The sequence below is a fragment of the Planococcus lenghuensis genome, assembly GCF_001999905.1.
Classification (GTDB): Bacteria; Bacillota; Bacilli; order Bacillales_A; family Planococcaceae; genus Indiicoccus; species Indiicoccus lenghuensis.
On sequence record NZ_CP019640.1, the window covers coordinates 1,976,005 to 1,996,409 of the forward strand.

Here is a 20,405-nt window from a genome sequence, read left to right on the forward strand (position 1 = left end):
TGTTACCGCTCCTTAGTTTTTTTGAGAGGGATTTCGCGAACCTCTAATTTTTCCGAACAGGTTTCATAATACCACATTGAGGAAATGAACCGGAACAAGAAGAGCGGCATATTCTATAGACCCCAGGAATTTAATAACCAAAACAAAGCCTGATGCAATCCCTTTTCGGATTGTATCAGACTATAATTTCAACAACTTACAAAAAAGCAGTTCTTTTATCGATTGCCTACCTGCTGCTTTGCCGCTGATTGTCATGATGCGTATGCAGGTCTGCCTCCCTCTTTCTTCGCTTCATCATATAAACAAAACCGACGAACAGGAGAACCAATGACACGAGCACAATTACAAGGACCACTAATAAAAATCCGAGTGCTTCCATGTTACCTCCTCCTTCTGCCCTTCTTTAATACATTACCCCTGAATTGGGTTCTTATTCTTATTAGGCGGATTTAAGCATTCCCATTAAATACTTTTTATTAGATTAGAAAACGGAGCTCCTGTCATCTTTGAAGGCGGCATCCTGTCTTTTCCTCTAAGCAGAACCGCAGCCGCCTCCACAGGATGAACCGCACGATGAGCCGCCATCGCTGTCACTTCCACCGTCGAACTCAAAAAAACCGCCTGTTTCACCAGATGAATCAACGCGTTTGAAACCAAGGGATTGATCATAAGCAGACGGGTCTTCCCACGCAGCCCAAAAAACATAACCGAGTGTAATGGCATTGAGCGTGTCGTTACTGAATGCCCGGCTGGAACGGTTTTGCAAATTGGCCTTAATGCTTCGGAACTCTTGGATATTCCGGTAATTCTTCCGGGCGTCAAGTGCCGCTTTCACTTCACGGATCAAATACCGGGCGATTTCCTGTGTATCCGGCCGGTCGAAAAAGTACCGGTCCGCCAATGCCGCTGCGCTTTCTGTTTCCCATTCATCAATGAAACGCTGGCTCGGTTTATGCTGATAAAAGGAAAAGCCCCACGCCCGTTCTGAAAAAGGCATTTCTTCAAACAGCTCCAAATACATCATGTCAAACAGGAACCGGTCATCCTCCCCGTCCTTGCCGTCGACATTGGGCTGATGATGAATGAATTGGCCGGCAAAGGTTTCTGTGAAGGATTGATACGACTGCGTGAACAGGAGCATCGTATGCCATACTTCATCGACGCGGGTCGAAAACATCGGAACCTGTTTGAAGACCGCAGTCATCAGCAGGAACCGTTTCTGTTCAAAAATGAGCTCCATCAATGTTTGGGTGTTGAACTCCGTCTCGTCCACCATTCGATTGAAGATATTCACTTGGTATGAGAGCGGGAATGCTTTCTCCAACTGCCGGGCCAGATCCTGCGCAACCGGTTTTGTCGTTCCGATGAAATCCAAACCGAGGGATGTCTGCTGTTTCAAAAAAGTGTATTCATCGTGTTTAAGCTGTGACCGTTGCTCCCGGAACCGCGCATGCCGCCGCTTCTGGGTTCTTTTCGTGAGACCGTATGCGGCAATCAGCAGGCCGAGTAACATAACAATGACGATTACAGTGAATAAGGTTTCTGTCATCAGTCATCATCCCTTCTGGTGTATGGTTCTCGATCGTCGAATCGCACCACCTATCTCTGCTCGTTGTTACTCCTATCCATATACTTCAACACTTTCTCCGGCAACCCCTGCTTTTTTTAGAAAAACACAGGAAAATAGAACATGGATTTGCGATAAGTTGAAAAATAGAGCTTACTCCCTGTCTTTGTAAGACTTGATTTAACGTATACATTTGTATACAATTAAATAGGTATACAAATGTATACAAAGGAGTGAATCCATGAGAAATAATGATTCAAAGCGTTACAGAAGAGGAGAAAACTTTTCAGAAAGTGATGACAGACCCGAAAGTACCCACTCGGTACGAGACGGCGGGCATGGCCGCTCCGGACATCATAAAGGAGCAAAAACGTTCCGGCGCGGTCGGGCCATCGAGTTTCTGGAGCGAATGAATACGAGACGGGAGACTCTGAAGCAGCAATTGGAGACACCGGAGCTGCAGTCCATCAATCCCATTTTAGTCGGAGAGCTGAAAGCCTTGGAAACGGTCATCGCCGAGTTCACCCGGCTGTTCGAACTCCATCCCGATGAAGGGAAGCAGAACGGGCCTGTGTTGCCGGCAGAAGCGACGCCTGTCGATGATAAAACGGAGGCATAGCTCCAGAAATTGACCGCCAGTCACTACATTAACTGGATTGGGGATATCGTATGTTTATTCAAATGAGAAAAATTACCGTATCAGAAGGAAATGCCGAACAAGTCATTAGCCGGTTCAGTCAGAAAGGAATCATTGAGCAGCAGGAAGGATTCGTGGACTTAAAGATCTTAGAGAAAAAAGTCAGACGCGGCGAAGAGAAAGTCGTCGTGCTGGTTACCTGGGAGTCAGAAGACGATTTGAAGCAATGGGAGAAAAGCGACGCCCATATTGCCGGGCATAAAGCTAAACTTAATCAGTCCAAGCCGGATTACGTTCTTAATACGAAGTCTCGAAATATAACGTACGCGCGATCAAAACAAATGCTTAAAAACCCCCTTGGTCATCAAAACGAAAAGCAAGGTGCGCTGCCGGATGCAGCACGCCTTGCTTTTCTTCTATTACGCTTTCTTTAACTATCAAAAAAGAGGAATCGATTGGGAATCATCGTTCGCAAGGATTGAGGAAATATTATGATAGATTTCAGTTCCCAGTACTTTATATCCTTCGGCCGTTAAATGGATGCCATCTGCACTGACGAGACTGACCAGGTCCCCCGCCTGGCGTAAAGCCGACCGGACATCGATTTTTAATACACCTGACTCCGCTGCCACTTCCGTTACGCTGCGGTTGTACTGCCCGTGCCAATGTTCTATCCCGCCGGCTTTGCAGATCCAGTTGCTGACCCGCGAGCTGAATCGCTGAATGATATTTTCGTAATACCGCACCGGATCAAGCGGCGGCAAGGTCAGAATTATCGGAGTGATACCATGCTGTTTCACATGGGTCACAATGGAACTGATGTTTTTGCGGTAGCGATCCAACGGCACGATTGCCTGATGGGTATCATCCGGGTGATCGGCAACTTCTTCCCACAGGAAATTGCAGTCATTCCCGCCTATCCCGATAATGACAATAGCCGGTTGTTCTGCCACCACATCCTTTTCAAGCCGCGCCAGCAGTGAATTCGAGTTGTCATTGAACGCTCCTTTATTCAGCACGTGCGCTTCACTGCCGGATAAGAGTGATTCATTATTGTTCAATAGCTCCTGCAACATGGCCGGATAATTGCTTTTCAGGATTTTAAAGCGCTCATTTCTAAATGTAACGCCGCGTGTCAGGCTATCTCCAAAACAAACGATTTTCATGGTATCCCTCCTCTTTCTCCTTAATATGTATAGCACTATAGCATAAGAAAGAAAGGCATACTATTGACATTCGTCATGTGTTTCCAACCAAACAAGGAGAAACCATATAAACAGAAAAGACAAGCCCGCATTGAAAATCGGCCGGGCCTGTCTTGTTTCTTTATCTTGTTTTAAGCCGATCAGGACCAGCGCTTGCTGCGGACCGGGCGGAACTTCGCCGCTTCATAGGCAGGATTCAGGTAATACATTTCATTGCAGCAGAAATTAGCGAGTTCCGTCAATTCCTGAAAGGTGCCACAGGTGACCTTGAAGGTATGAATCCCATTTGGCATGGCTTTTAAGGATGCGTGGGCATGAATCCATTTGACTTCTTCAATTTCAACCCACCTGCTTGTTGTGCTCTCAGCTTCCACACATGTCAACCGGGCAAACAGCGTGATAAAGACCTGGCCTTCTTCTATATGCGTATCTTTTGCGCGAGTAAAATAATAGCTGCGTTTTCCTGTAACCAATGGATTCGCCTGTGACATGTATCAAACCCCCTCCTCAATAAATTACCTGTCAAATTCACTGCTGATTTTCCGCAATACTGCTGCAAGCCGCGCTGCGAAAAGTCCCGGGGCTTCTGTCGCTTCCATATGTAAACAGATACCGCCGAACTTTTCTTCTTTCCACTGCCGGTAATTCGCGGGCAGCAAATACTCATGCTCGATCAGCCCTGTTATAAAGCGCTGATAATCTTCGGTGCGGAGAAAAATTTCCGCTTCGTTTACCGCTGTACCATCCTCTTGATACTGTTCGAATGAAACTCCCAGCAGGAATGGATGATTTATCGGATTTGCCGCCGGCTCTTCGGCAGTCGTCCGATTGATTGTGAACACTCGCTTTCCCGCCTCTGCTTCCGGCCCTGTATTTAGCAGCAAGCTCACTTGCCGAACCGCTGTTTCCTCTAATTTCATGCGATCCACTCTCCCTACATTAATTTCCCTTTATCTGCCCGTGGATAATTCAGCACCAAGTAATAATCTGAATTTTTTATCTTTAAATTTAAAAGCGATAATTAACTTAAAGGCGATACTTTTTCCTATTTCTGTTTGCTATTAATTTATTTATACGATTATTTTTCTTTACACCCCTGATTATATACTCCTTTATACTTAATTTATATACTTTTATTTGTGTTTTTTATAAATTTAGATAATGATATATAACTCGATAAATCTTTCCTGATCATTGTACAAAAATTGAACTGCATTCACTATCAGGAATTTCCCTTATTGCGCTAAGGTGAATCCCTCCCTTCCATAAACTTTGCCGTTTGACCGTTTTCCTGAAAGACTCCTTTTCATCGAGTTCTTGCTGCATGCCTTGCTGTTGAAATGCGAATTCACTTAGTAAAAAAACGCCAGCCTCTCTGTGTTCAGAGAGGCTGGCGTTCAATTTTTAATGAATTATGGATCACCCCAGTTCAGTCTTTGCAACTGTAAAATAGAGACGGATTAATTTTCGGACAAACTGCTTCTCCACCGTTAAATTGCCGGAGGCCCGAATTTACCATTTTGGAAATCAAGGAAGTCTTCCTGGATTTCCTCCATTGTATTCATAACGAACGGTCCGTATGGCACAATTTCTTCTTTGATCGGTGTTCCGGAATAGACCAGGATTTTCGCCCGTCTGCTGTTGGCTTTGATGTGCAATTCACTGCTTTTTTCGGGATTTCCATTTTCATTGTAGCTGAGCAATCCAACACCGTGTTTTTTCAGGTTAACCTGATCTTTCCCGAACTCGATATCGCCACCCAGCACGTAAAGAAAAGCATTGTGGGTTTCAGGTAGATTCAACTGATAGGATGCCCCTTTATCCAGCAAAATCTCACTCATCGTAATGGGTACAACAGATTCCAGCGGGCCTTTGACACCTGCAACTTCACCTGAAAACACTTTAACCGATCCGCCGTCAAAGGGCACAACCGGCGCTTCTTCGGAATACACGTTCTGATAGGAAGTTTTCGACTTCCGCTGATTCTTAGGCAAATTCAGCCATAACTGCAGTGTGTGGGCAACATCGTGTTCCACGCCTTCTTCCGCATGACGCGCTGCCCATCCGGCGTTCATGTACTGCACGTCGCCCGGTTCCAGGATATCTCGGCCTCCGCCATTATCAATATGTTCCAGTCGGCCATCGACGACGTAAGTGACCGTCTGAAATCCCCGGTGTGGATGATCAGCGAACGCTCCACGTTTAAACCAATCTTCAGCCATCAGAATAAATGGATCAAAGTCGTTCCAGCGTCCTGTTGGAAGTATCCAGCCCTTCTGAATGAATGGAAACGCCGCTTCTTCGTATTCCACATACCAATGCTCCTTAATTTTCCGTTGAAATACTGCTTCGTGTGCTTGCTGCTCTGCCATCATGTCATCTCCTCTACGATTAAATCAGAAATTTTTCTTGCAAGGCTATGGTCATTCGTTTTTAAACAAAAAAGTATATAAAGTACAGTTGTCATTGGAACACATTCCCACCAGGGATGCAATTATCCCGTTCAGCTCTATGACGACAGAAGGATACTCAGTCTTTTTGATGGGCATCCCTTCATCCGCATGCTATGATGGAACTATTACTCTCTGAGAGGGGGATGCATGTGACATCTCGTGTGACCACAAAAGATAAGCTGCTGAACCTATTGAAAAAAGATGCGCCGCTTACTGTGGGGCAATTGGCGGAACGGCTGGATGTAACTGAAATGGCGATCCGCAAACACTTGCATATGCTGGAAAAAGATGCGTTCATCCGGTCATCTGAAATCCGTCAGCCGATCGGGCGGCCGATTCAGACGTTTTCGCTGTCTGACAAAGCGGAAAAGCTGTTTCCGAAGACGTACGAGAACCTGACTGTGGATTTTCTCGAAGATCTCCGGGCAATTCAAGGCGAAGCGGTCATTGATCAATTGTTTGAAAATCGGAGCAGACGCCTATCGGCTGAGTACACAGATTTAATGACAGATAAAAGCAACGAAGAAAAAGCGGAAACGTTGAAACAGATTCAGAACGAAAAAGGCTATATGGTTGATCTGATCAAGGTCAACGATCATCAGTTTGAGTTGATTGAGCATAATTGTCCGATTTTTGGTGTATCCCGCAATTTTAAACAAGCTTGCCGATGCGAGACGGATATGTTCCGTAGCGTGCTGGAAACAGACAGTATCGAACGGACAAGTTGCAAAGCGGACGGCGACCAGCATTGCCGTTTCATGATCAGTTTTGAAAAAGATTCTACTGCTGTTATCAACTACTGAACGGATAATTTTTTTACCATGAACAGCGTCCTGTTCATGGTTTTTTGTTGTCCGGAAATTTTATGCTGAGCATTCCCATTGCTTTTTAAAAAATGGATGCTGTATGATGAAAATATACTTTCTAAACTAAAAAGTATAAAAAGTATTTTTAGGAGGAATTCAATATGGCAACTTATTCATTACCCGCACTTACATACGATTTCGGCGCACTTGAACCGGTGATTGACCGGCAGACAATGGAAATCCATCACGATAAGCATCACCAGGCATATGTCAATAAACTGAACGCCGCACTTGAAGGACAGGATAGCCTTCAGGAAAAATCGCTGGAAGAACTGCTTTCAAACTTGGATGCGGTTCCGGAATCGATCCGAACTGCAGTCCGCAATAACGGCGGCGGCCACCTGAATCATTCCCTGTTCTGGGAGATCCTCGCTGCCCCTTCCGAGAACAATGCGCCGTCCGGCAAACTGGCTCAAGCGATCGATGCGAAATTCGGCAGCTTCGAGAACTTTAAATCGGCGTTTTCAGATGCCGCCGCTACCCGCTTCGGATCCGGCTGGGCATGGCTTATCGTTACCGAAGATGGCGGTGTGGATGTGACGAGCACATTGAACCAGGATAATCCCATCCAAAACGGCCAGACGGCAATTCTCGGAATCGACGTGTGGGAACACGCATATTACTTGAATTATCAGAACCGCAGACCAGATTATATCTCCAACTTCTTTAAAGTCATTAACTGGGATGCAGTTTCAGCGAAGTACGAAAACGCCCACGGCTGATGAGGAAGGCGGAGGAGCCGAAATGGCTCCTCCCCCTTTATTTAATTAGCGTGAAGCTAGGAGGTTTTTTTAATGAAAGAAGATTTGCAAGTATATGATATGACGATTATCGGCGGCGGTCCAACGGGATTGTTCACTGCGTTTTACGGCGGGATGCGTGACGCGAGCGTTAAAATTATTGAGAGCCTGCCGCAGCTCGGCGGTCAGCTGGCGACACTCTATCCTGAAAAATACATTTACGATATCGCCGGACTGCCGAAGATCAAAGCGCAGGATCTGGTCGATAACCTGAAAGAACAGATGAGCCTGTTCTCTCCCGCTGTCACCCTTGGTCAATCGGTAAAAGAAGTAGAAAAACTGGAAGATGGTACTTTCCGGCTTGTAACGGATCAGGAAATTCATTATTCCAAAACTATCATCATTACAGCAGGTGTCGGTGCTTTCCAGCCGCGCCGCCTTGAACTTGAAGGTGCAGCTGCCTTTGAAGGAGCGAACTTGCATTATTTTGTCGATGATATGAAAGCGTTCGCCGATAAAAAAGTGACCGTACTCGGCGGCGGAGATTCAGCGGTCGACTGGTCATTAATGCTTGAGCCGATCGCTGAAAAAGTGACGCTCATCCATCGGCGTGATAAATTCCGGGCCCATGAAAGCAGCATTCATCAGCTGAAGGAATCCAGCGTGGACATTTTAACTCCGTATACTGCAGCCGATTTCAGGGACGGCAACGGCCGCATCACGGAACTTGTCTTGCAGGACACGGCAACAAAAGAACCAAAAGCCGTCGAACTGGATGAACTGATCGTCAATTATGGTTTTGTTTCAAATCTTGGTCCGATCAAAGACTGGGGGATCGAGCTTCAGAAAAATTCAATCATCGTCAACAGCAAAATGGAAACGAATATTCCGGGCATTTACGCAGCCGGTGACATTGCGACTTATGACGGCAAGATCAAATTGATTGCCACCGGTTTCGGCGAAGGTCCGACCGCTGTCAACAACGCAAAAACCTATATCGATCCAAAAGCGCGCGTCCAGCCGCTTCACAGCACATCGATTTTCCAGTAAATTGTATTTAAATTTCCGGCACACCGGGAATTCATCATATAACCCACCGCCTTTTTATGAACAAAGGCGGCAGAAAGGTATGTTTTTATGGATACGAATACGGCTCTTTTTAAAGAAGTTATGGGAAATTATCCGACCGGTGTAACGGTTGTGACAACTATGGACGCACAAGGCAATCCACTTGGTATGACCGTCAATTCTTTTGCATCAGTTTCCCTGGATCCCCTCCTCATCCTCTGGTCCATCGATAAGCGCGTGAACGGCTATGAAGCTTTTATCAATGCAGAGAAATTTGCGGTTCACGTGCTCGCTGACAGCCAGGCAGATGTCTGTACGTTATTCGCCAGCAAAGGCGCCGACCGGTTCAGCGGCTCAGATTGGACGGTTTCCGATCTTGGCCTGCCTATTCTTGCTGAAGCATCCGGCGTCCTGCAATGCCGCACGTTCAAGACGGTGGACGCCGGTGATCATACAGTTTTGATCGGTGAAGTACTCGACATCCGGAGTGAACAAAGAGACCCGCTCCTCTATCACCGGCGGACGTTCGGAAAAATCCCGGAAACATTCTACACGAAGTGATTTTAAATTACCCGGATGGGATGCGAATCCCATACAGAACAAGACTGCTGATTCAAGTCAGCAGTCTTTTTTTTGCCATTCTGTTAAGCGGCAATACAAAAAAGCAGCAGGTTCTCCCCGCCGTCTCGTCGTCTTCTTCAAAGTCATCACTGTCATCAAAAACGCCGTCATCACCGGGACCATACACGATTCCATTACCCGGCATGAGTATGTACTCGTCGACACCCGGTTTGTATTCATACAAATCATCCGTCGTCACGCCATAACCCTCAGCAATCTGGGAAAGCGTGTCGCCTGGCTGCACGAAATGAATATCATCATTTCAAGCTACTCATATCTGCAGTCGTTTCAACAAAACATAGCCGATTAGCATGACGCAGATTACCGCTTATTGCAGTTCTTTATCAAAAAAGTTAAGAATCTTGTAATGTGGATTATGGAACAGTGAAAAGAGGAAAATGAATAATGTACCAAAGGGTTGGGGCCGGGCAAGTACTTTCAAACCCATTCCCCCTTATTCATATAAAAGCCTCAACCCTATTCTTCAGGGAGCGGTCTGCGCCGCTTCCTCTTTTTAGTGAAGACAATATTCCATTCATTCAGTCTCCTGACAGCACGAAAAGACGCCGGTTCATTCCGGCGTCTTTTTATGTTTATGGAATTTTTCATATTGCTATGCCTGATGCTTTGCCAGAAAGTCCAGCATGGCGCTGTACACTTTGATTTCGTTGTCTTTCTTGGAGAATCCATGCCCTTCGTCTTCAAGCAGCAAGTACTCCACGTCGCGTCCGGCGCCTCTCAGTTTTGCTACAATCTGATCCGACTCTTCTTTTACGACACGCGGGTCCTTCGCGCCTTGGATCACGAGCATCGGACGCGTCATGCCGTCCAGGTATGTGACCGGGGAATCCGTGATGAATCGCTCCTTGTCACGCTCCGGATCACCGAGCCAGCGGTCCATGAGCGGCTTCCAGTGCGGTGGCACCGAGTTGGCGAACGTGAACAGATCCGATGGTCCGAAGATATCGACAACGGCCTTGAACAGCTCCGGATGCCGGCCATGCAGAAGCAGGGCCATATAGCCGCCGTAGCTGCCCCCGACGAGGAAGAGCTTTTGGCGGTCCGTGATGCCGTTATCGAACAGCCACTCGATGCCGGCCACGCAGTCTAGGCGCGGCCCTTCGCCCCAGTCCTGTTCGACAAGCTTGGCGAATGATGAGCCGTAACCGGTGCTGCCACGGAAGTTTGGCGCGAAAATGGTATAGCCGCGGTTCAAGAAGCATTGGAACATCGACCGGAACTGTTTGCGTTCCGCCGCCTGCGGTCCGCCGTGCGGCCAAAAAATCGTATGGCCGTTATCATATTCAGGGTTCGCTTTGAATAACAAGGCTTCGATCTCGGTGCCATCAAATGACTTATATGTCACGACATCCGGTTCCACCATGTCCTCACTGTTCAAGCCGAGCGCCCGGTTATTCGTCAATTGCACCCACTCGGATCCGGCTTTTCCAAGGAAAATGTTATGCGGAATGGTCGCGCTCCGTCCCAGTACATACAGATCACCGGATTTTGTCACTTGAATTTTTTCGATGATGTCTACAGGCGGTGCTAACTGTTCATGCATGCCGTTTGCCGGATTGAAGCGGTATAGTCCATCAGTTACTCCTTTTTCTGTCACGATATAAAAGACGCCACGTTCCTTGTCCCAATTAAGCGAGGAAATGCTTTCACCGCTGATTGAGTATACACGGCTGAATTGCTTCGTCTCCAGGTCAAAGCTGGCCAGATAGCTATATTCCTCCTCATAATCGGTTACAAAGTAAACGACGCGGTTATCTGTGAAGACCGGATCATCCACGACATGCACCTTTTCCGTATCCGGTGTCAGGCTGTGCATCTCATCCTCCGTTTTTACGAAGCCCGTCCGGTATGTATTGGCGAAGGATCGCTCATAGACGAACGCTTTTTCATTCTGAGACACAGCTGTGAGATTCGTCGGTGAGGTTTCCCCCTCATTCAGCAACGTATCGGTTCCGTCCTCGAGGTTTCGCATGCGTGTATTCAGGAAAGACGGATTCCCTTCAGAAGTCATGTAATACAGGCGGTTGCCGTCTTCGCTTAAATGGGCAAAAAAGAACTTATCGGCAGTGTCTCCAGTGATCAGCGGCTGCGGCAGTCCGCCTTCGCTCGGAATGGCGTAAATATGGTAGTTCTCGTCACCGTCGCGGTCAAAACCGGCCAGCACGAACCGGTTGTCCGGGTCGAATTTGATGAAACTGCATGACTCGTCCTGCTGGGCGAATAAATAAGGAAAGGTATCAGGCAGATCCATCCCCCATAGATTCATCTTGCCATTAAGATTTGAACTGAACACCAATCGGCTTTCATCTTTACTGATAGTAAAATCGGTAATGACATATGTACGAAAAAACTGTTCAACACGGGCTTTCGGAAATTCGATCATAAATTGCCTCCTGCGGATATAATTGATTTCTGCGAATTTGCGGAAATCCGAATAAACATTTATTCATTCTTAAGTATAGCGTAAATTGTATATCGGTTTCCAATTCAGCTTTTCCCAATGCCGTTTTTGGGTATTTGCAAGGTTTATTACTGTTATTGGTTTTAATTTAACCCTTTAGTAATTTTATACTTTTTTATATTTATATTAAGAAAAGGAACTGCGCCTTCCAGCGCAGTTCCTTCATCTATCAATTGTCTATTTTATTTATTGTTGACCTTCACGTCTTCTGGACATGAAGAACGCGGCAGCACCCAGAAGGGCAATCCCGGTACCGATCAGGGCGTTCTGAACGGCATTTGTCGCAGTGTCCGGCATTTCTTCGCCGTCCACTTCATTCACAACAGTATAGCCTGCATCTTCAAGTGCCCATTCCAGGTCGGCAACGAATACGAAGTCATCTTCTGTGAATCCGTTGTCTTCGAGGAAGGTGTTGTAATCGTCTTCTGTCAGGTCATATTCATACAGTGTCGCTGACAGGGTCTCATCATCGAGCAATGGGCCAACGGTGGCTTCCAGTTCCGCAAAGTCATTGAAGTCCGTCAGTTCCATGTCGTAATTGTCCATCAGGTACGTATTGAAGTCATCTTCGGCCCAGCCGTACGGTGTCAGGTACGTCTCTTCCACGAGTGTCATGTCGAGACCTGTTTCGATCACTTCACCATCTTTGGTTGTTTCTTCTTCGTCTGTGGCGGTTTCTTCTTCATCCACGACGTCTTCATCCGTACCGGTTTCATCGTCTTCGCCTGTGCTGTCACTGTAACCGGCGGCAATGAGCTCAGCTTCCAGGTCCGCATAGAAGTTGATGGCGTCCGGATCTTCAATGCCGGTCAGGAATTCTTCCGTCTCCGCGGCATCCAGTCCGTATTCGTCCATCAGGCCGACTACGCCTGCATCGTCAACCGTGCCGTCTTCCACATCGGTGATCAGTTCATTGACATCGATGAACGGGCCGACGGTCGTCTCGAGCACGTCAAAGCTTTCAAAGTCCGCAATGCCCATGCCGTAATTGTCCATCAGGTAGCCGTCGAACTCCTCAGCGGTCATGCCGAGCGGCGTCAGGTAAACCTCTTCAAGCTGCGCCTGGTCGACTTCCCCGTAATCGAATCCGGTTTCTTCGCCAGCAGCGGCGGCTTCTTCATCGTCGACGATTTCATCTTCGCCTTCGCTTTCGACCACATCGTCATCGTACACTTCCGCGTCGGCGACTTCATCGTCGATAGCCGTTTCTTCATCTACTACGGCTTCCTCTTCCACAACTTCTTCATCCGCTGTTGCATCGGTGTAGCCTTCATCTTCCAGGACATTTTCCAGGTCACCGACGAAATGGATATCTTCCAGGCTGTCGTTTTCCTCAAGGATCGCAGCCAGTTCATCGCCGGTTACGCCATAGCGTTCCATCGCTTCCAGAACATTGGCGTCGGACTGGTCGGAAATCCATGCGTTGATATCAACCGGTGCACCCAACTCACCGAGCAATTCGTCGTTCGATTCATATTCACTGAGGTCCGTTCCGAAATTCTCTCCCAGGTAAGTGTTCCAGTCATCTTCGGTCCAGTCGGCTGTCGCCGGTGTCGTCTCGTTCAGTGAATCCAAATCAATTTCAGCATTTACAGCAAATGGAGCTGCTCCAAATGCCAGCGTCGTCGCTAAAGCTGTCGGTAGAATTTTGTTTGTTCGCTTACTCATTTTGTATTCAGCTCCCTTAATTTATAATTATTTATTATGATTTTCGCTTGAGTCTTAAGTTCCTCTGACTTCAATTTGTTATGTTTCTGCCATTGTTGTCACATTACTTGTATAGACGCTGGAGCATGCATTTAAACATAAAATCCGGCTGCATGGGTCATAACACCTTTGAAACCAGCCTATATACAGGAAAATCCCGACTGCTGAGAAAACGTGGCAGCCGGGAAAGCATCAGGTTTAATCCATGAAATCAATAGCGGTTATTTTTCTCTTACCATTCCTTCAAAAGAATTGGATCGCCTGCTTGAATATCACCGGTTTTAATGACAGAAGCATATATGCCGAAATGTTTTCGGCGTTCTTTCACGACGGTTTTCAGGAGTGATGGCGCTCTGTTTCCGTTTTCCGGATCAACTGTAATGATCATGCAGCGGTCGCATGGCTGCTCAAGCCGGATGACTGCTTCCTGCCCGATTCTCAATTCCTGTCCATACCACGTTTCTTCCAGAAATGGTGTCTTATCATCAAAAGCCAATAACAGGTTTGGCCGGAACCTTCGCCAGTCGAGGCTGTCTTCTCCCCATAGGCGCTCCATTTCTGCAATGGAAGCCGTCGACACGATGTGGATAGGCGCCCGTTCAATCGCACCAATCGGCACCGCCGCCGGTGTAAATTGAACCGGAGACAAGCTTCGGCCGGATTTGCGCTCCAGTTCCAGACGCAATGTATCGTCTGTCCAGTTCAGTATCCTTCCTTCAGGTGTTTCCACTTCCACTTCCGGATACCCGTCCATGGATTCTTCTCCTGAAAACCGGGCTTGATACCGGACCATCTCCTGAAACTGGGTGATGGTCAAATACTTTTCTCTATTATTGTGATCGATAAATGCATGACTCCGGTCGCCATAAAGACCGTATTCCATTATCCGGGTACTTCCAATTTTTTCTCCCGCAAACGATTTTACCGGATGGCGCATGATTTCTTTGACTGTACCGACTCGCATACTTAACCTCCTTTGGTGAATTTGCATTTCGAACAAGTGTATCCATTCCGTTGTCCTGACGCCCGGCCAATCAATCGCATAATCAGAAACAAGACAAGGCAGCTCTTTTTCGCTGCTGTCTGGTTTATGGCTGCCGGTCCATTTATCAGTATGGCTACTATCCCAATATCCCGGTTGGAAATCGGCGAAAGAACTCCATTTTCACAGAAAAAAGATCAACCCTATTCTCTCACAAAACGATCATTTTAATGAAAAGCTATGTTAGCGAGTGTTATTGATATTTGTGGTTCTTATGTGATAGTGGTGAAGATAGAAATAAACATTCATTTTGCAGAAGAAGCCAAGCTGCAGCTTTTCTTATTGCCCGAAAGCGGAGCTGTTTTGCGAAAGTTCAATAGAGATATTTTACATAGCTTAATGAAAAAAAGCAGGAGAAGACCGAGGTCTCCTCCTGCAATACAGTTAACTTCATTTATTTAATGACGAATACATCTGTAGTGACTGGTTCAGCAGTCTTGAACGCATCATGGATACGTTCGCGCTGTTCTTCATCCACTTCAGCAATGATCAGGATATTACCATTTTTCAGGTATTCCTCATACTGCTTTGCGTCTTTTTCAGGGATGCCTGCACCGGTCAGTGCACCGACAATACCGCCACCCGTAGCGCCGATTGCTGCACCGCTGAGTGTTGTTGCCAGCGGACCTGCTGCTGCGAGTACGCCGACACCAGGAATCGTCAGAAGGCCAATTTCTGCGATCAGACCTGCAACACCGCCAAGCACACCGCCTGTTCCGGCACCGATTCCGAAGCCTTTTCCGGCATTTTTGCCGCGGCCGTCGTCGTCAGTTTCCGTATTTACGTCTGTGCGGTCTTCAATATCATCCACTGTGTCTTTGTCTTTCGCAAACACAGAGATTTCCCGGGTATCAAAGCCCAGTTCTTTCAGCGACTGAATAGCATTCAGCGCTTTCTCTTCGTTTTCGTAAACTCCGCCGATTAATGTCTTTGGCATGGGTAAATTCCTCCTTCAAAATTATCTCGTGCTATAGGATTCTTGAAGTATCCCTATGTTGTTTGAGTTCCCCAACGGACTTTTCACTAAACATGTACATTGGGTAATTCATTCCGGAAAGTGAAATTACAGCAAATCTTTATGAAAAAACCGGTTAATTATTATTAAAGCAGGGATTATTCACGCAGCTCGTAATACTTCCGCCGGTTATGCCGGTAATTCGTCCATTGCAATGCCAGGATGCAAAGCAGAAGCCAGACACCGCCAGCCAATTGACCTGCGAGCACATCACTTGGAAAGTGGGCTGCGAGATAGACCCGGCTTGCACCGATGAGGATGGCCAAAATAACGGCAAGTGCCGCTGATAGCCATTTAAGGGCCGCATTTTCTACATTCCGGATAATCAGGAACGCCACAAATCCGTAAAAGACAAGTGACCCCATGGAATGGCCACTTGGAAAACTGAATCCGATGGCATCAATGTCAGGGTTGATAGATGGCCGCTCCCGCTGATATACCTGCTTGAGAAACCATGTCAGCCCCCCGGCACCGGCAATCGCAATGATAAAATAAACGATGCCCCATTTGTCTTTCAGCTTAAACCACATCAGCCCGACTACCACAATGGATGCCACAGTCAGAAACCAGACCGATCCAAGTTCCGTGATAAAAATCATGATGGCATCGAGTGTCGGGCTGTTCCAAGCTTCGAACCAGCCGATAATCATATCATCAAATCCGCTGAGTTCCTGTTCCATCAGCTCCCCTGCCAGCTCTGCGAATAAATAAATCAGCAGAGCGGCTACTGCCAGACCGATAATCAGCAGCAGCACGGGGAATACCGGTTTTTTCGCGTCTTGATCCATGCCAGCCACCTCCTGTGTATTCTAATTCTGTGGAGTGTTTTGGTGCTTGCTGTCCTGCATATAGGCACGGCGGCCGCGGGACCATGTTTCTATCACTTCCAGGTCTTGTATCTCAAATTCGCTGATTTCAGCCGGATGCGTGGACAGCAAGACAAAATCGGCAAAGTAGCCGGGCGCAAGCTTTCCTTTCCGGTCTTCCTGGAATTCAAGTTCTGCAGGAGTGACGGTATAGCCATGATACAGTGAATCGATTTTCACTTTCTCATCCGGCATCCAGCGGCCTTCCGGCTTTCCTTCCAAATCTGTCCGATTAACGCCGGCAAATAGTTCAATGATGGGCGAGAGCGGGCCGATGGGACAGTCAGAACTTGTGGTGAACGGAATTTTGCGTTTATCGACTGAGCCCCAGGCATTACAGTACTTTTCCCGTTCGCGTCCGACCCATTTGCGCGTCTCTTTATACTCTTTCATCATGAAGCCGGGCTGAATTTCCAAATACGGTTTAATTTGTTCCAGGCGCTCAAACTGATCCGGCGCCAACACCTGCGCATGAATGATCCGGTGCCGCAACTTATGTTCACCGGCGAACTCAATCGCATCCAGCGCTTCATCCACTGCCCGGTCACCAATGGCGTGCATCGCCACCTGCATATCGTGTTCAGCCGCCAGTTTAACGATATCCTTCAAATCCTGGGAGGGATAATTCAGCACACCGCGCGTCTCCGGCCGGTCTGAATACGGTTCCCGGAGCGCACATGTATGGAGCCGCTGCGTCCCGTCAAGGAAAATTTTAATCGCACCGACTTTTACCCGTTCCGTACCATCTCCCGTGCGCATGTCCCAGTTTTCCAGAAAACCCTTTAAATCGCCAATGTTAAAAATATAATGATGCAGGTGCACATCAACCGGCAATCTGCCCTCCTGTTCAAGTTCCGTATAGGCCGCCCACAGCGTTTCATAGGAACCGGCATAATTCAGGTCATCGGTGTGGACAGAGGTGATGCCATTTTCAAGCAAGTGCGGCACAGCGCTTGCTACCGCTTCTTTTACTTTTTCTTTCGATTTCTGCCGGAACAGCACATGGATTAAATGGACAGCAGTATCTTTGAAGCGGCCGAGTAACTCGCCGTTTTTGTCTGTCTCTACGAATTCTTCCGGAAATCGCGTCAAGTCGATTTTTTCCTTGACGAGGTTAAGCGCTTTCGTGTTCACAATGCATTCGTGTCCATCATCGTGCAGGATGAACATCGGCTGTTCTGAAACGAGTCCGTCCAGATCCCGGGCATCGATCAGCCGGTCGATATCATCGAATGTATCGTCCATCATTCCCCGGCCGACCATCCATTCGCCGTGTTTCATTTTTTCCTGATTATATTTCTTACGGATGATTTCCTGCATCTCTTTCCAGCTGGCTACGTTCCGAAGGTCCAATTCATCTTTCATGAGGCCAAAACGCAATAAATGCAGGTGGCTGTCATTGAATGAGGGGGCGAGGGTGAAGCCGGATCCATCAATCACGTTTTCAAGATCCGCCGGTGGATCACCTTGTGTGATTTGTTCGATGATTCCATCTTTAAAGATGATGTGGTGCCGTTCGTTCGGACTATCCCCTTCTCCGGGCCGGTATAATTTAACGTTTTTTATAATCGTCATTCGCAGTTTTCTCCTTTCCTCACTGATCAGTTATCTCCCCCTTTTCCCTTGTCCTGATGCAGTTAAACGGCAAAAGAGGGAGACCTCAGTCTCCCTCTTCCATAAGATGCACTTCAGCCGGCACCCAGCCCCGGACGCTGTTAATGAGCCAAATCCGGTCAGCTGCCGCCAGGTCCTCTATATGCAATACGTTTTCCTCGATTTCTTTCGTGTCCAGCAGCTGCTGCCGGAACACCCCCGGTAGTAACCCCGAATCCACTGGCGGCGTCAGCAATCTGCCATCCCGCTCGATGACGATATTGCCGATGGTGAATTCGGTCAATTCGTTTCGTTCATTCCACAGAAGTACCGAAAAAGCAGCGGTGTCCGCCTGGGCCATCTGTTCATCATAAATTGTACGGTTTGTCGTCTTATGATAAAGAAACGGATTCGCCGAATCAACCGGCGTCCGCGCGAGAACACAGCGGACGGGCACCGGCAGTCCGCCGAGCGGGACAGCTTCCGCCCGGCACTCGCCTTCTTTATTGCACAGCAACCGGACTTTATAGACACCAGCCGGGAATTGTTCTGCCAGTTCTTCAAGACAAGTAACAGCGCGTACAGCAGGCGGTGAAAACCGGAAGTAGCGGGCGGAATCTGCGAGCCGGGCTAAATGCCTTGTGAGATGCGGATACTTTCCGTCATCGAGCAGCAGGGATTCCAGCAATTCAAACGCCGGCCGCCGCTCTGTCAGCAGCCGAGCCTTGGCCGCGAGTTCCGCATACTCCCCTTCCGGTGTCGAGTCCCATGTAATCCCGCCGCCGACTCCATACGTGGCCATGCCGGTGGCCGAATCGATCAGCACCGTGCGAATCGGCACATTGAAGACTGCCTGTTTTTCCGGGGTGATGTAGCCGATCGCCCCGCAGTACACATTGCGCGGCGTCTGTTCAAGCGTATTGATATGGCGCATTGTACTTGCTTTTGGAGCACCGGTGATCGATCCGCATGGAAAAAGGGCAGCGAACCAGTCGAACACCGACAGCTCTGGACGGATGACCGCTTCGACCGTTGAGGTCAGCTGATGAACTGTTGGATAGGTTTCAGTTTCAAACAGCGCTGAAACTTGGACTGTGCCGGGCCGCGCCAGGCGGCTGATATCGTTGCGCAGCAAGTCAACAATCATTAAGTTTTCCGCCTGCTCCTTCTGTGAAGCGCGCAAATTTGCCGCCTGCCGGTCGTCTTCCGCAGTCGTGCGGCCGCGCGGGGCTGTGCCTTTCATCGGTTTGGCGGTGATCCGCCCATCTGCCACCCGAAAAAACAATTCCGGGGATGCAGACAGGATGCGGTAGCGACCGGTATCGAGGTACGCGCTGTAATCCGCCTGCTGATTGCGGAGCAGCTGATTATAAAATGCCCGATCGTCTCCTTCGAATGCCGCTGTCAGCCGTTCCGTGTAATTAACCTGGTAAGTCGTCCCTTGTTTGATGGCCTGCCGGATGCTGTGGACTGCATCCGTATAGTCCTGTTCAGAAGATGTCATCTGCCAGTCGGAAACGCGGTAAATGCCATCCTCGCTGAAATCTGTGGTCTCCAGAACGGCCGGCGCTTCAAATACGGCGAACCACACGAGAGGAAACCCCTTTCCGTCATGCGCCTTCAGCTCAGGACGGAAAGCGGGCGCCGCTTCATACGACACGAACCCGGCGACAGTATGGCCGCCCGCAAGTGCCTGTTCGACAGCATCAAACACGCCGCGAACTTCAGCCAAGTTCCCGGCAGTCAGTACCCGAAGCGGGTTGGTGAATTCGAGCGGCCGGCTGCCATCTTCCGGATTTCGGAAATCAAAGCGCAAATACGGAGTTCGCATCCAGGCACCCTCCTCCCGCTTTGGATTCGAGCCAGTCTTCCGCTTCCCGCACGCTATTGGAAAGCAGTTGCGGACCGGCTGCGGTCAAAATGGATTCAGGGTGAAACTGGATGCCCCAAACCGGGTCTGTGCGGTGGCGGACTCCCATAATCACCCCGTCTTCTGAACGGGCGGTCACCTGCAGAACGTCAGGCAATGCCGCTTCCTCCGCCGTCAGCGAATGATACCGGACTGCATCTGTGGGATTCGGCACGCCGGCGAACAGGCCCTGCCCGTCATGATGCACAGCGGATACTTTGCCGTGAACCGGTGCTTTCCCCGCAGTGATCCGGCCGCCATAGTAGTCGACGATTGCCTGATGACCAAGGCAGACACCCAGAATCGGGACTATGCCACTGAACGTATCCAGCACCTTGCGTGCCGCTTTTGAATCCGCCGGTGCACCAGGTCCGGGCGACAGGACAATTAGTTTCGGCTGAGGAGAATGGAGATTTTCAGGCAGCAGCCGGTCATGCTGAAGCACCCGGATATCCGGATCCAGCTGTTCAAACAAATGGACCAGGTTATATGTAAAAGAATCATAATGATCGATGATCGCAATCAATGGGGTCACCTCTTTGGTCATTGTGTTGTGCTTTGTTAATTATACTTCTTGAATGGAGCTGAATGGAATAATGACTAAAAAACCATACGAGTTTTCTCTATATTTATA

The 20,405-nt window shown here is 48.4% G+C and carries 20 protein-coding genes, 1 pseudogene and 1 riboswitch; of the genes and pseudogenes, 6 read left to right on the forward strand and 15 right to left on the reverse strand.

What is annotated here, in order from left to right:
- Positions 1 to 6: 6 nt before the first annotated feature.
- Positions 7 to 50, reverse strand: a riboswitch (PreQ1 riboswitch).
- A gap of 176 nt (positions 51 to 226) precedes the next feature.
- On the reverse strand, positions 227 to 379 hold the full coding sequence (locus B0X71_RS20965) for a hypothetical protein (protein WP_156889853.1): 153 nt from the start codon (positions 377 to 379) through the stop codon (positions 227 to 229).
- 153 nt (positions 380 to 532) lie between these two features.
- Positions 533 to 1,549 carry a glycine-rich domain-containing protein gene (locus tag B0X71_RS10175; protein WP_077589301.1) on the reverse strand — a complete coding sequence of 339 codons (1,017 nt, stop codon included), beginning with the start codon at positions 1,547 to 1,549 and terminating at the stop codon, positions 533 to 535.
- 259 nt (positions 1,550 to 1,808) lie between these two features.
- Here B0X71_RS10175 and B0X71_RS10180 point away from each other — a divergent pair, with 259 nt between their 5' ends.
- The gene (locus B0X71_RS10180) at positions 1,809 to 2,186 is read left to right on the forward strand and encodes a hypothetical protein (protein WP_077589302.1); all 378 of its coding nucleotides are present in this window, start codon (positions 1,809 to 1,811) and stop codon (positions 2,184 to 2,186) included.
- A gap of 50 nt (positions 2,187 to 2,236) precedes the next feature.
- Positions 2,237 to 2,553, forward strand: a pseudogene (locus B0X71_RS10185) (antibiotic biosynthesis monooxygenase family protein).
- Positions 2,554 to 2,641: 88 nt separating this feature from the next.
- Here B0X71_RS10185 and B0X71_RS10190 read toward each other — a convergent pair.
- The 4 genes from B0X71_RS10190 to B0X71_RS10205 all read right to left on the reverse strand — a co-directional run bounded on the left by B0X71_RS10190 (position 2,642) and on the right by B0X71_RS10205 (position 5,781).
- Positions 2,642 to 3,370 carry an SGNH/GDSL hydrolase family protein gene (locus tag B0X71_RS10190; RefSeq protein ID WP_077589304.1) on the reverse strand — a complete coding sequence of 243 codons (729 nt, stop codon included), beginning with the start codon at positions 3,368 to 3,370 and terminating at the stop codon, positions 2,642 to 2,644.
- A 179-nt stretch (positions 3,371 to 3,549) separates the two neighbouring features.
- Positions 3,550 to 3,900, reverse strand: coding sequence for a hypothetical protein (locus B0X71_RS10195; RefSeq protein WP_077589305.1), 351 nt, complete (start codon positions 3,898 to 3,900; stop codon positions 3,550 to 3,552).
- A 24-nt stretch (positions 3,901 to 3,924) separates the two neighbouring features.
- Positions 3,925 to 4,329 (reverse strand): hypothetical protein, encoded by a 405-nt coding sequence (locus B0X71_RS10200; RefSeq protein ID WP_077589306.1) that lies wholly within the window; start codon positions 4,327 to 4,329, stop codon positions 3,925 to 3,927.
- Between the two features lie 570 nt (positions 4,330 to 4,899).
- On the reverse strand, positions 4,900 to 5,781 hold the full coding sequence (locus tag B0X71_RS10205; protein WP_077589307.1) for a pirin family protein: 882 nt from the start codon (positions 5,779 to 5,781) through the stop codon (positions 4,900 to 4,902).
- Between the two features lie 224 nt (positions 5,782 to 6,005).
- On the opposite strand from B0X71_RS10205, the gene B0X71_RS10210 reads away from it, so the two are divergent.
- The 4 genes from B0X71_RS10210 to B0X71_RS10225 all read left to right on the forward strand — a co-directional run bounded on the left by B0X71_RS10210 (position 6,006) and on the right by B0X71_RS10225 (position 9,097).
- Positions 6,006 to 6,665: a helix-turn-helix transcriptional regulator gene (locus B0X71_RS10210; RefSeq protein WP_077589308.1), complete on the forward strand. Its 660-nt coding sequence runs from the start codon at positions 6,006 to 6,008 to the stop codon at positions 6,663 to 6,665.
- 164 nt (positions 6,666 to 6,829) lie between these two features.
- Positions 6,830 to 7,450, forward strand: a complete 621-nt coding sequence (locus B0X71_RS10215) for a superoxide dismutase (protein WP_077589309.1) — start codon at positions 6,830 to 6,832, stop codon at positions 7,448 to 7,450.
- 72 nt (positions 7,451 to 7,522) lie between these two features.
- Positions 7,523 to 8,518 (forward strand): NAD(P)/FAD-dependent oxidoreductase, encoded by a 996-nt coding sequence (locus B0X71_RS10220; RefSeq protein ID WP_077589310.1) that lies wholly within the window; start codon positions 7,523 to 7,525, stop codon positions 8,516 to 8,518.
- Between the two features lie 87 nt (positions 8,519 to 8,605).
- Positions 8,606 to 9,097: a flavin reductase family protein gene (locus B0X71_RS10225; RefSeq protein ID WP_077589311.1), complete on the forward strand. Its 492-nt coding sequence runs from the start codon at positions 8,606 to 8,608 to the stop codon at positions 9,095 to 9,097.
- A 52-nt stretch (positions 9,098 to 9,149) separates the two neighbouring features.
- On the opposite strand, the gene B0X71_RS10230 is transcribed toward B0X71_RS10225, so the two are convergent.
- From B0X71_RS10230 to B0X71_RS10270, 9 genes are all read right to left on the reverse strand, one after another.
- Positions 9,150 to 9,401: a LysM peptidoglycan-binding domain-containing protein gene (locus B0X71_RS10230; protein WP_198038571.1), complete on the reverse strand. Its 252-nt coding sequence runs from the start codon at positions 9,399 to 9,401 to the stop codon at positions 9,150 to 9,152.
- A 369-nt stretch (positions 9,402 to 9,770) separates the two neighbouring features.
- The gene (locus B0X71_RS21840) at positions 9,771 to 11,561 is read right to left on the reverse strand and encodes a S9 family peptidase (protein WP_077589313.1); all 1,791 of its coding nucleotides are present in this window, start codon (positions 11,559 to 11,561) and stop codon (positions 9,771 to 9,773) included.
- A gap of 264 nt (positions 11,562 to 11,825) precedes the next feature.
- Positions 11,826 to 13,307, reverse strand: coding sequence for a processed acidic surface protein (locus tag B0X71_RS10240; RefSeq protein WP_077589314.1), 1,482 nt, complete (start codon positions 13,305 to 13,307; stop codon positions 11,826 to 11,828).
- A gap of 271 nt (positions 13,308 to 13,578) precedes the next feature.
- Positions 13,579 to 14,310, reverse strand: a complete 732-nt coding sequence (locus B0X71_RS10245; RefSeq protein WP_077589315.1) for an MOSC domain-containing protein — start codon at positions 14,308 to 14,310, stop codon at positions 13,579 to 13,581.
- A gap of 472 nt (positions 14,311 to 14,782) precedes the next feature.
- Entirely contained in the window at positions 14,783 to 15,325 is a 543-nt protein-coding gene (locus B0X71_RS10250; RefSeq protein ID WP_077589316.1) for a general stress protein, read from the reverse strand.
- A gap of 176 nt (positions 15,326 to 15,501) precedes the next feature.
- Complete coding sequence (locus B0X71_RS10255; protein ID WP_077589317.1) at positions 15,502 to 16,191, reverse strand: phosphatase PAP2 family protein; 690 nt, start codon at positions 16,189 to 16,191, stop codon at positions 15,502 to 15,504.
- A gap of 21 nt (positions 16,192 to 16,212) precedes the next feature.
- The gene (locus tag B0X71_RS10260; RefSeq protein WP_077589318.1) at positions 16,213 to 17,844 is read right to left on the reverse strand and encodes an amidohydrolase; all 1,632 of its coding nucleotides are present in this window, start codon (positions 17,842 to 17,844) and stop codon (positions 16,213 to 16,215) included.
- An 85-nt stretch (positions 17,845 to 17,929) separates the two neighbouring features.
- On the reverse strand, positions 17,930 to 19,693 hold the full coding sequence (gene pabB / locus B0X71_RS10265; RefSeq protein ID WP_077589319.1) for an aminodeoxychorismate synthase component I: 1,764 nt from the start codon (positions 19,691 to 19,693) through the stop codon (positions 17,930 to 17,932).
- A complete protein-coding gene (locus B0X71_RS10270; RefSeq protein ID WP_077589320.1) occupies positions 19,668 to 20,297 on the reverse strand; it encodes an anthranilate synthase component II in 630 nt (209 codons plus the stop codon). Before B0X71_RS10270 ends, pabB begins: the two co-directional genes overlap by 26 nt.
- Positions 20,298 to 20,405 lie beyond the last annotated feature (108 nt).

Excerpts from the sequence above, each read along its gene's own strand:
- B0X71_RS20965 (WP_156889853.1), bottom strand. The coding sequence starts at position 379 with ATGGAAGCACTCGGATTTTTATTAGTGGTCCTTGTAATTGTGCTCGTG.
- B0X71_RS10175 (WP_077589301.1), bottom strand. The coding sequence starts at position 1,549 with ATGACAGAAACCTTATTCACTGTAATCGTCATTGTTATGTTACTCGGC.
- B0X71_RS10180 (WP_077589302.1), top strand. The coding sequence starts at position 1,809 with ATGAGAAATAATGATTCAAAGCGTTACAGAAGAGGAGAAAACTTTTCA.
- B0X71_RS10190 (WP_077589304.1), bottom strand. The coding sequence starts at position 3,370 with ATGAAAATCGTTTGTTTTGGAGATAGCCTGACACGCGGCGTTACATTT.
- B0X71_RS10195 (WP_077589305.1), bottom strand. The coding sequence starts at position 3,900 with ATGTCACAGGCGAATCCATTGGTTACAGGAAAACGCAGCTATTATTTT.
- B0X71_RS10200 (WP_077589306.1), bottom strand. The coding sequence starts at position 4,329 with ATGAAATTAGAGGAAACAGCGGTTCGGCAAGTGAGCTTGCTGCTAAAT.
- B0X71_RS10205 (WP_077589307.1), bottom strand. The coding sequence starts at position 5,781 with ATGGCAGAGCAGCAAGCACACGAAGCAGTATTTCAACGGAAAATTAAG.
- B0X71_RS10210 (WP_077589308.1), top strand. The coding sequence starts at position 6,006 with ATGCATGTGACATCTCGTGTGACCACAAAAGATAAGCTGCTGAACCTA.
- B0X71_RS10215 (WP_077589309.1), top strand. The coding sequence starts at position 6,830 with ATGGCAACTTATTCATTACCCGCACTTACATACGATTTCGGCGCACTT.
- B0X71_RS10220 (WP_077589310.1), top strand. The coding sequence starts at position 7,523 with ATGAAAGAAGATTTGCAAGTATATGATATGACGATTATCGGCGGCGGT.
- B0X71_RS10225 (WP_077589311.1), top strand. The coding sequence starts at position 8,606 with ATGGATACGAATACGGCTCTTTTTAAAGAAGTTATGGGAAATTATCCG.
- B0X71_RS21840 (WP_077589313.1), bottom strand. The coding sequence starts at position 11,561 with ATGATCGAATTTCCGAAAGCCCGTGTTGAACAGTTTTTTCGTACATAT.
- B0X71_RS10240 (WP_077589314.1), bottom strand. The coding sequence starts at position 13,307 with ATGAGTAAGCGAACAAACAAAATTCTACCGACAGCTTTAGCGACGACG.
- B0X71_RS10245 (WP_077589315.1), bottom strand. The coding sequence starts at position 14,310 with ATGCGAGTCGGTACAGTCAAAGAAATCATGCGCCATCCGGTAAAATCG.
- B0X71_RS10250 (WP_077589316.1), bottom strand. The coding sequence starts at position 15,325 with ATGCCAAAGACATTAATCGGCGGAGTTTACGAAAACGAAGAGAAAGCG.
- B0X71_RS10255 (WP_077589317.1), bottom strand. The coding sequence starts at position 16,191 with ATGGATCAAGACGCGAAAAAACCGGTATTCCCCGTGCTGCTGCTGATT.
- B0X71_RS10260 (WP_077589318.1), bottom strand. The coding sequence starts at position 17,844 with ATGACGATTATAAAAAACGTTAAATTATACCGGCCCGGAGAAGGGGAT.
- pabB (WP_077589319.1), bottom strand. The coding sequence starts at position 19,693 with ATGCGAACTCCGTATTTGCGCTTTGATTTCCGAAATCCGGAAGATGGC.